12 protein-coding genes are annotated in these 9,131 nt (G+C 69.3%); 6 read left to right on the top strand and 6 right to left on the bottom strand.

Annotated features, from left to right (window positions below):
• The coding region (locus tag G6027_RS12440) for an inositol monophosphatase family protein (RefSeq protein WP_182637450.1) at nt 1–812 on the bottom strand (812 nt) is incomplete at its 3' end.
• Nucleotides 813–1,115: 303 nt separating this feature from the next.
• Here G6027_RS12440 and G6027_RS12435 point away from each other — a divergent pair.
• Both G6027_RS12435 and G6027_RS12430 read left to right on the top strand, forming a co-directional pair.
• On the top strand, nt 1,116–1,547 hold the full coding sequence (locus G6027_RS12435) for a glycine betaine ABC transporter substrate-binding protein (RefSeq protein WP_346995726.1): 432 nt from the start codon (nt 1,116–1,118) through the stop codon (nt 1,545–1,547).
• Between the two features lie 70 nt (nt 1,548–1,617).
• Nucleotides 1,618–2,490 carry an alpha/beta hydrolase gene (locus G6027_RS12430; RefSeq protein ID WP_241727082.1) on the top strand — a complete coding sequence of 291 codons (873 nt, stop codon included), beginning with the start codon at nt 1,618–1,620 and terminating at the stop codon, nt 2,488–2,490.
• A 31-nt stretch (nt 2,491–2,521) separates the two neighbouring features.
• Here the strand turns inward: G6027_RS12430 and G6027_RS12425 are convergent, their stop codons facing one another.
• Both G6027_RS12425 and G6027_RS12420 read right to left on the bottom strand, forming a co-directional pair.
• Nucleotides 2,522–2,827 (bottom strand): hypothetical protein, encoded by a 306-nt coding sequence (locus G6027_RS12425; RefSeq protein ID WP_182637449.1) that lies wholly within the window; start codon nt 2,825–2,827, stop codon nt 2,522–2,524.
• A gap of 35 nt (nt 2,828–2,862) precedes the next feature.
• Nucleotides 2,863–3,330, bottom strand: a complete 468-nt coding sequence (locus G6027_RS12420) for a hypothetical protein (protein ID WP_182637448.1) — start codon at nt 3,328–3,330, stop codon at nt 2,863–2,865.
• A 148-nt stretch (nt 3,331–3,478) separates the two neighbouring features.
• On the opposite strand from G6027_RS12420, the gene G6027_RS12415 reads away from it, so the two are divergent.
• The gene (locus G6027_RS12415) at nt 3,479–4,549 is read left to right on the top strand and encodes an aromatic acid exporter family protein (RefSeq protein ID WP_182637447.1); all 1,071 of its coding nucleotides are present in this window, start codon (nt 3,479–3,481) and stop codon (nt 4,547–4,549) included.
• A 49-nt stretch (nt 4,550–4,598) separates the two neighbouring features.
• Here G6027_RS12415 and G6027_RS12410 read toward each other — a convergent pair whose 3' ends face one another.
• Both G6027_RS12410 and G6027_RS12405 read right to left on the bottom strand, forming a co-directional pair.
• Complete coding sequence (locus G6027_RS12410) at nt 4,599–5,054, bottom strand: MmcQ/YjbR family DNA-binding protein (RefSeq protein ID WP_182637446.1); 456 nt, start codon at nt 5,052–5,054, stop codon at nt 4,599–4,601.
• A gap of 2 nt (nt 5,055–5,056) precedes the next feature.
• Nucleotides 5,057–5,947, bottom strand: coding sequence for a cation diffusion facilitator family transporter (locus G6027_RS12405; RefSeq protein ID WP_182637445.1), 891 nt, complete (start codon nt 5,945–5,947; stop codon nt 5,057–5,059).
• Between the two features lie 73 nt (nt 5,948–6,020).
• Between G6027_RS12405 and G6027_RS12400 the strand changes: the two genes are divergently transcribed.
• Genes G6027_RS12400 through G6027_RS12390 form a run of 3 tightly spaced genes read left to right on the top strand, consistent with a single transcriptional unit; the run spans nt 6,021 to nt 8,514 of the window.
• The gene (locus G6027_RS12400; RefSeq protein ID WP_182609371.1) at nt 6,021–6,455 is read left to right on the top strand and encodes an NfeD family protein; all 435 of its coding nucleotides are present in this window, start codon (nt 6,021–6,023) and stop codon (nt 6,453–6,455) included.
• Between the two features lie 51 nt (nt 6,456–6,506).
• Nucleotides 6,507–7,814 carry an SPFH domain-containing protein gene (locus G6027_RS12395; RefSeq protein WP_182637444.1) on the top strand — a complete coding sequence of 436 codons (1,308 nt, stop codon included), beginning with the start codon at nt 6,507–6,509 and terminating at the stop codon, nt 7,812–7,814.
• Between the two features lie 55 nt (nt 7,815–7,869).
• A complete protein-coding gene (locus G6027_RS12390; protein WP_182637443.1) occupies nt 7,870–8,514 on the top strand; it encodes a TetR family transcriptional regulator in 645 nt (214 codons plus the stop codon).
• Between the two features lie 68 nt (nt 8,515–8,582).
• Here the strand turns inward: G6027_RS12390 and G6027_RS12385 are convergent.
• Nucleotides 8,583–9,131, bottom strand: a 549-nt coding sequence (locus tag G6027_RS12385; RefSeq protein ID WP_182637442.1) for a DUF1731 domain-containing protein, incomplete at its 5' end; no start/stop codon positions are given.

Genomic DNA, 9,131 nt, shown 5'->3' with positions numbered 1-9,131 from the left:
GCCCACGCCTGCTCCGCCAGCGCCGGTGTCGCGGCGGCCACGACCGTGCCGCCGTCCAGCGGTTGCCGACCGTCCGGGCCGGTGATCACGCCGCCCGCCGCCTCGATGATCGGGATGAGCGCCACGATGTCGTAGGAGTTCAGGTCGGACTCCACCACCAGGTCCACCCGGCCCGCGGCGAGCATGCAATAGGCGTAGCAGTCCCCGCCGAAGCGCTGCAGGCGCACCCGGGAGGCGAGGTCGTCGTAGCGTCGGCGCAGCTCACCGTCCCCGAACATCGACGGATGGGTGGTGTACATGATCGCCTCGGACAGCTCGTCACACCCCGAGACATGCAGGTCGAAGGCCTCCGGTCCGTCCGAGCGGCGACGCACGGTGGCGCGGCCATGGACCGCGGCGAAGGTCTCCCCCAACACCGGTTGATCCATCCACCCGGCGACCGCGCGGCCGTCCTCCACCACGCCGACGAGCGTGCCCCACCCCGACATCCCCGTGAGGAAGGCCTTGGTGCCGTCGATCGGGTCGAGGTACCACGTGCGGGAGGCGTCCGAGGGGCCGGACTCGCCGTTCTCCTCCCCCACCACCCGGTCCCCCGGTGCCATCGACGAGATCCCGGCCCGCAGCAGCGCCTCGATGTCGCGGTCGGCCTCGGTCACCGGGTCGTACCCCCGCTCACCGCCCTTGTCGTCGGCGACCAGCGCCTCGAGCTCACCGTGGAAGTGGCGTCGGGCGATCCTGCCGGTGGCGGCGAGCAGCTCGTCGAGACGCTCGATCAGGTCGGGGTCCAGGGGGCGGTCGGGCCTCGCAGTCATGGACCCATGGTGCATCACGGTCAGCGGTCGCACGCCGGATCACGCCGCGACATACTGGATCCCACCCCTCTACAGTTGCCCATCCGGATAGCGTGAGCCGACCGAACCGCACGGACGGAGCCGAGATACGTTGAACGACCTCGTGGACTTCATCTCCACCCGCCGGCTCCAGCTCGCCACGGACTCCTGGCAGCACGTCAGCGCCACAGTGCAGGCGGTCCTGCTGGCCACGCTCCTGTCGGTGGCGGTCGGCGTGGCGGTGTACCGCAGCAGGGCCGGATCCAGGACACCACCACACTCGTGGTGGGTTCCGTCCTGGCGGTGTGCCTGGCCTTGCTGGTCGGCTGGCCCGGGTTGGCGGAGGCCTACGGTTTCGACGCTGACACGGTCCCGGTGCCGATCATGCAGCCCGGGATCATCTACCAGGCCACCGCCACCGGCCGGGAGTGCCGGTTCGGCGAGGTCTACACCACCGACGGCCGGGTCAAGGGCCTCGACCTGGTGGTCCTGGAGGACGACCAGCGCTTCTTCCCCGTCTACAACCTCGCCACCGTGGTGCGGGGCGAGTTCCTGGACGCCCACCCCGAGATCGAGGAGGTCCTCACGCCGCTCGTCGAGATCCTGGACAACGAGGTGATGGTCGAGATGAACATGCGTGTCGACGTCGAAGGTGACGATCCGGCGCTGGTCGCGAGGGATTTCCTGGTCGACCGGGGGTTGGTCTCGGCGGACTGACCGGGCGTCCGGCCGTGCAACCGGCGGCGAAGTGGCGAACAATCGAGGTCAGGTATTCGAGGAGGCACCCATGACCAGGAACCCGCTGGCGTCGCTCCCGAGGTCGGCATCGCGCCTACCGCGGATGGCGCCGGACATGACGCTGCTTCCGGCCGGGAGGATCGTCACCCTCACCGACGACGTCACCACCAGGCTCTACGACACCGGCGAGGAGCACCTCACACCGGTCGTCCTGCTGCACGGCATGGCCGCCACCGGGATGCTCAACTGGTACCAGACCTTCCAGCGCCTGCAGGGCGAGTACCGGCTCATCGCCTACGACCAGCGCCGCCACGGGATGGGCCACGGCGGCCCGTTCGACTTCGGCGCACTGAGCGAGGACGTGCTGCGGGTGTCCGACCATCTCGGGCTGGACAAGCCCGTGATCGGCGGGTACTCGATGGGCGGCATCGTCGCCCAGCTCGCGGCCCGGCGCGACCCCTCCCGGCTCGGCGGACTGGTGCTGGCCGCCACCGGTACCGGTGCCCAGCGCAACGCACTGGAGAAGATGACGCTCGGCTCGTTGACCCGGGGCGCCCCCGTGCTCAACGCCGTACCCGTCGAGGTGGCCAGGGAGATCGACGACGAGGTGCCCGGTGCCTACACCTGGGCGATGCGGGAACTGTCCTCCGTGCCCCTCGCGACCCACCGGACCGTGATCGCGGAGGTGGCCCGGTTCAACTCCACGTCGTGGCTCCACGAGCTGGGCCTGCCCGTCGCGATCGTCAAGACCATGCGCGACATCGCCTTCCCCCGGTGGATCCAGGACGAGATGGCCGATCTGTTGCCGCACAGCGCGGTGTTCCCGATCAGCGCCGGTCACGCGGCGTGCGCGACGCACCCCGGTACGTTCGCGCGCCGGATGCGCACGGCTCTCGGCTGGGTGGTGTCCAACTCGCACTGAGGGCGGACCGCGACCACCGAGGGCGGCGGGGCTACAGCGCCGAGTACCTCACCGCCGTGATGACAAAGACGACGATCGCGATCCCGCCGAGGACGACGCCGAACAATCCCCGGCGCGGGTCCGGCTCCTCGTTGGTGAGCCATCCCGTGGGCCACCGGGCGAGCAACCCGAAGGCCACCGCCATCAGCGCGGCGAGGAACGCGATGATGTTGAGCAGGGGGACCCAGGACAGTGCCAGGGACCCCACCCCCAAGACCAGCGCCCGGGTGCCCAGATCCATCCCCTCGGACGATCTCTTCCTCGGCGAGGCGGCGTCGGAGCGGGGGCGCAGCGGCATGGGGCCAGCCTAACCGCGCCCGCCCGGAAATCGTCTCAGCCCAGGAACTGACCGTCGACGAAGCCCGCCAGCAGTACCGCGAACCCGCCCATCTCCCCCACGATGAGTGCGGTCATGCCGACGCGCAACATGGACGAGGGGTGCTCGAACTGGTTGGTCGTGTCCTGCAGGGCGCCGTGGACGATGTAGCTGGCGATCGCCACCACGAAGAAGAACACCAGGACCCCCGCCGCCGTGAGGTTCACCCACGTGGGCCAGCTGCTCAGCTCCACGAACACGGCGATGAGCAGGATCGCGAAGGAGTACAGCAGCGACGCCCGGTGTGCGATGTCGACGTAGGGGTGCGCGAGATGGTCGGCGCTCGTGGCCATCTGCCGGTACTTCCACACGCCCAGCCCCAGGGCCAGCAGGAAGACGAGGCCGGCGGCGAGCAGGGTGAGCCTGGTGTCGAGGCCGAGATCGACCGTCACCGCCGGCAGGGCGGGGGAACTGAGCGGGTCCATGGGTCCTTCCGGGGGCGCTGAGCGATACGGCTGTCTCCGTACGTCCCGACCCTAGGGCAGAGTCGGGCACCGCACCGTGGTCACCTCGTCCGACGTTCAGTGCGCCCGGGATTGTCGTCACACCGGGCCACGCACGAGAATGCTGCGTATGCGACGACTCCGAGAACTCGCGGGACGGCCCGACGTCAGGACAGACCTGCTGCAGATCGTCAAGAGCGTGGTGGCCGCCACGGCCGCATGGTGGCTCTCGGCCCACGTCCTGGACTCGCCCCTGCCCTTCCTGGCGCCGTGGACCGCGCTGCTCACCGTGCACGCCACGGTCCACCGCTCGCTGTCCCGCGGAGTGCAGACGACGGTGGCGTCCGCGATCGGGGTAGGTCTGTCCTTCCTCATCGGGTTCTACCTGGGCGTGAACGTGTGGACCTTCGCGCTGGCGATGTTCGTGGGCCTGGCCGGCGCCCGGATCACCTGGATCCGGGACGAGGGGGTCGCGATCGCCACCACCGCGGTGTTCGTGCTGTCCAGTGGGTTCTCCGACCAACAGCCCCTGCTCCTCGACCGCATCATCGAGGTCGCCGTCGGGGTGGGGATCGGCGTACTGGTCAACCTGTTGATCATTCCCCCGATGCGGGATCAACAGGCGGCCAGCCAGGTGGACCGCATCGACCGTCGGATCGGGGACATCCTCGTGAACATGGCCGACGAGTTCTCCACCTCATGGGAGACCGACGCCGCCGACGCGTGGAGACGCGAGATCGAGTCGGTGTCCGATGAGGTCGAGACCGCGTGGGGGACGGTGCACTTCGCCCGCGAGAGTCGTCGCTCGAACCCCCGCCTGGCCCGCCGACGCCTCGGTCGCGCACCTCGGATCCGCGAGCGCGTCGACTACGAGGAGGTGCTGGGCCGCATCGACGAGGCGGTCTCGCACATGAGGCACCTGATCCGGACGCTCCACGACGCCACCTACTCGGAGGGGCCGTGGGACGAGCGCTTCCGTAGCGAGTGGGCGGAGATCGCGCGCGACGCCGGCCACTCGATCGCCGATCCCGACGCCGAGATGGAATCGATCCATGACCGGTTGATCAGGCTGACGCACGCCATGGCCGAGGACGGCCGACTCCCCCGGGACTCCTGGCCGGTCTACGGCTCGTTGTTGACCAGCATGTTCCACATCGCCGTGCTCATCGACGACGTCGCCTCCATGCGGAGCGTGCGGTAACCCGCCCCCACGGGCGAGTGACCGCGACCCCGGGGCTGACCTGCGGACATCACACCCGGCGCGTCCCCCGGCCGGCTTCTCGCTGCTCGGCGTCCAGCCGCGCGACCCTCCGGGCGCCTGCGAGTTGCCGGTAGGACGATTCGACCAACTCGGCGACCTCGTCCCAGTCCACGGAACCGGGATCCCCCGCTCCCTGCCGCCCGGGGCGGTCCAGGGGCAGCGCCCGCCATCCCCGGACGCCCACATAGGCGGGCACCACGATTCGCTCGTCCTGCTCGAGGGCCGGCAGATCCTCGGGGTCCGGGAGGAACAGCAGGGCGCGAGCGAGCAGGGGATCCGCGTGATCACCCTTGACCGTGCCGCCATAGGAGGCGAAGACCTTGGTCGTGTACCAGTTCGGCCGCCCGTGCGAGATCTTCTCCGCGGCGTCCGGCAGCGCAAGGCAGATGCGACGCAGACGGGCGAGCAGCGGATCGGAGTCCTCGAACATGATCGGGTGGCCCATGACTACAGTCTCACGTCGTTGTAGGCGCGCTCGTCCTCGATCGGCTCGAGGTGGGTGGTGATGTGGGAGTGCGGGAGCGCGGCGTGGATCTCCTGCTCGACCTTCTCCACCAGATCGTGGCCCCGCTCGACACTCCAGTCGCCGGGGACGAGCGCGTGGAACTCGACGAACCGCCACCGGCCGGACTCGCGGGTCCGCAGCTCGTGGAAGTCGACCCGACCCGGCTGCCGGTGCCTGTCCAGTACCTCCTGGATCGCCCTGTTGTCCTGCTCGGGAAGTGTCGCGTCCATCAGACCCATCCCGGATTCGTGGACGAGCTTGTAGCCGATGAACAGGATGTTCAGCCCCACCGCGATCGCGACGACCGGATCGAGGAACTCCCAGCCGGTGATCCACACCAGGGTCACACCGATGACCACACCGACCGAGGTGACGACGTCCGTGATCAGGTGTTTCCCGTCGGCTTTCAGGGTCGGCGACCGGTGCCGGACCCCGGCCCGGATCAGCAACGTCCCCACCACTCCGTTGATCACGGCCGCCACGACAGAGATCGCGAGGCCCAGTCCGAGAGACTCGATCGGCACGGGGTTGATGAGTCGCTCGACACCCGTGTAGAGGATGAAGGTCGCGGCCACGAAGATCATCGCGCCCTCGACCACGGCCGAGAAGTACTCGGCCTTGGAGTGGCCGTACTGGTGGTCGTCGTCGGCCGGGCGCTCGGCGACGGTGATGGCGATGAGCGCGACCACCGCGGCCACCAGGTTGACCACCGACTCGGCCGCGTCGGCGAGCAGGCCGACCGATCCGGTCACCCACCAGGCCACCATCTTCAACGAGATGGTGACGATCGACGTGGCCACCGACAGCCACGCGAACTTCTTGAGAGTCGACACGCCATGTGAGCGTAGTCCGCCCGCGGGAAGACGTCCCCCCTGCCGACCGCCGGATATCGGTAGGGTCGTAGACATGCATGTAGGACTTGCCTGGCTCGCAGTTGCGGTGTTGCTCGCCGCCGGTGAAGCGGCGGGCGGCGAGTTGTTCCTCATCATGCTCGCCGGGGGCGCACTCGGTGGTGCCGCCGCGGCCGCGCTCGGCGCACCGATCTGGGGGCAGGCCCTGGCATTCGCCCTCGTCTCGATCATCCTCGTCGCGGGGGTACGACCCCTCGTGCGCCGCCGCCTCCTGTCCGCGCTCCCCGAGCACGACACCAACACGGCCGCCCTGACCGGACGCGACGGCACCGTGGTCGAGGCGATCGGACCGGCCGGCGGCCTCGTGCAGATCGCGGGAGACACGTGGACGGCGCGCCCGCTCATCGAGGGAGAGACGTTCGACGCAGGGGACAAGGTCCTCGTGCATGAGATCGAAGGGGCCACCGCGATCGTCGTGCGTGGCATCTAGAGAGCCCGAGTCCGACACACAGCCGACAGCACGACACAACAGGAGGAAACCATGGGTGGCTTGATCTTCCTTGCCGTCATCGTCATATTGATCGCCTCGGTGGTGGTGAGCTCGGTGAAGCTCATCCCGCAGGCCGAGGCCGCGGTCATCGAGCGACTGGGCCGGTATCAGCGCACGGTGAGCGGTCAACTCACCCTGATCATCCCGTTCATCGACCGCGTCCGCGCGAAGGTGGACCTGCGCGAGCGGGTGGTCACCTTCCCGCCCCAGTCCATGATCACCGAGGACAACCTCACGCTGAACATAGACACGGTCGTCTTCTTCCAGGTCACCGACCCCAAGGCCGCGGTCTACGAGATCAACAACTACATCGTGGCCGTCGAGCAGTTGGCCACCACCACCCTGCGTAACGTCGTCGGTGGGCTCACGCTCGAGCAGACCCTCACCAGCCGCGACATGATCAACAAGCAGCTGCGAGGGGTATTGGACTCCGAGACCGGCCGCTGGGGCCTGCGCGTGGCCCGTGTCGAGCTGCGGTCCATCGACCCGCCGCTGTCGATCCAGGAGTCGATGGAGAAGCAGATGAAGGCCGATCGCGAGAAGCGCGCGACGATCCTCACCGCCGAGGGGCAGCGCGAGGCCGCCATCACCACCGCCCAGGGCGCCAAGCAGGCCTCCATCCTCGACGCCGAGGGCAACAAGCAGGCCTCGATCCTCAACGCGGAGGCCGACCGGCAGTCGCGCATGCTCCGCGCCCAGGGTGAGCGGGCCGCCCGCTACCTCGTGGCGGAGGGCCAGGCGGCCGCCATCGCCCGCGTCAACGCGGCCGTCAAGGCCTCCAAGCCCACGCCGGAGATGCTGGCCTACCAGTACGTCCAGAACCTGCCGGAGATGGCCAAGGGCGACGCGGCCACGATGTGGATGATCCCCTCGCAGTTCGGAGACTCGCTGGAGAACTTCGCCAAGGCCGTGGCCAAGAAGGACGACGACGGGGTGTTCCGCTACGAGCCGCCCGCCACCGATGACGACGCAGATCTGCCGTCGGCCCCCGAGCACTGGTTCGACACCTCGACGGATCCGGAGATCGCCCGGTCCGTGGCCGCCGCCGAGGCCGCCGCGCAGGGGGCCTCGTCCACCGCCGCCGCCACGGAGAAGCCTAAGTCGAAGCCCAAGCCCGGCGTCTTCGACATGGTCCCCTCGTCCGAGGGCGGGATCGCTCCGGACGACACCCCTGCCATCTCGGGCCCGCAGGGGGCACAGCCGGGACAGCCTGCCGGCGTCGATCCCGGCGCGGATCTCGATCAGGGCCTGCACCAGGGCGGATATCCGGTCGACGAGGCCGGCCGGGACCGCCCCTGACCCGATCCGGCCGGGTTCCGGGCGGCGCCTCGACCACTGGAAGTAACATGCCCGTGTGGCTCGTAACAGTGGTCGAGGTGGCACCCATCCACCTGATGCCGAGGACATCCGTCTGATTGAGGCGGCTGCCTCGGTCTTCGCGGAGCGGGGCATCAAGGGCGCGAGTACCGACGACATCGCGAGGTCCGCCGGGGTGACGCGGGTGACGCTGTACCGCAGGCTCGGGCCGCGAGAGCAGATCCTTCGCGCGTTGTACGCCCACGAAGCACGACGTCTGATGATGTCGGTCAACGCACGGTTCACCCCGTTCGAGTCCCTCGAATGGGACCCCGTCAGGCACGTGGAGGACCTTTTGGTCGGCACGGTCTTCGACATCCGTAGGAGCGAGCTCCTCCAGCGGGTCGTCGAGGTGGACAAGGTCGAGGCGATGGCGATGCTCGCCGGCCAGTCCGACTCGGTACTGGGTGCGATCACCGAGATCGTCGCCGAGTTCATCCGGAGCACCTGGAACGCCGATGTGCACACCCGCCCGATGGACGCGGACGAGTTCGACTCCCTGTCCCGCGAGGTCGGCAGTGTCGTCGGCCGCTTCCTCCACTCCATCGCCGTGATGCCGGACGGCCCGCCCGTGCTCGAGACCGAGGACGAGATCCGGGCGCTGGCACGGAGGGTCCTGGTCCCGATGATCCTGCAGCGCTGAGTGCGTCGACGGGCCGGTCGGACCTGGGTCAGAGCGCTCGGGCCCGGGTCAGAGCGCTGCGGGTCGGGTCAGAGCGCTGCGGGGACCTTCTCCCCGCCCAGTTCATGGGCCAGCGCTGCCCTGAGCCCGGGGTAGCGGAACGGGTGGTCGACCCCGCGTAGGACCCCCGCATCGACCTTCTGGTCGGCCAGCGCCAGCTCGTCCGCCCCGCGACTGCCCAGCACCAGACCGGGCACGAACCCGGGGACCGGGACCACGGTCGGACGGTGGAGCACCGACCCCAGGACGCGGGTGAACTGTGCGTTGGTGACCGGTTCCGGAGCCACGGCGTTGACGGTTCCGGTCAGCGAGAGGTCGACGACGGCACGGAGGTAGATGTCGGTGAGGTCGTCGAGTGCGATCCAGGACATCCACTGCCTGCCCGAACCCAGTCGTCCCCCCAGGCCCGTCCGGGTGATGGCGGCCAGAGGGGGCAGCATCCCGCCCGCTCCGGACAGGACGAGGCCGGTGCGCATGGTGACCACGCGGGCGCGGGAGCGGCGGGCGGGCTCGCAGGCTGCCTCCCACTCGGCCACGATCTCGGCCAGGGGCCCGGAGCCCGGACCGGTCTCCTCGGT

The organism is Dietzia sp. SLG310A2-38A2, assembly GCF_014145095.1.
In the GTDB taxonomy this organism is placed as follows: domain Bacteria; phylum Actinomycetota; class Actinomycetes; order Mycobacteriales; family Mycobacteriaceae; genus Dietzia.
Note: the sequence above shows the minus strand (reverse complement) of the source record. Positions and strands in the feature narration are given on the sequence as shown.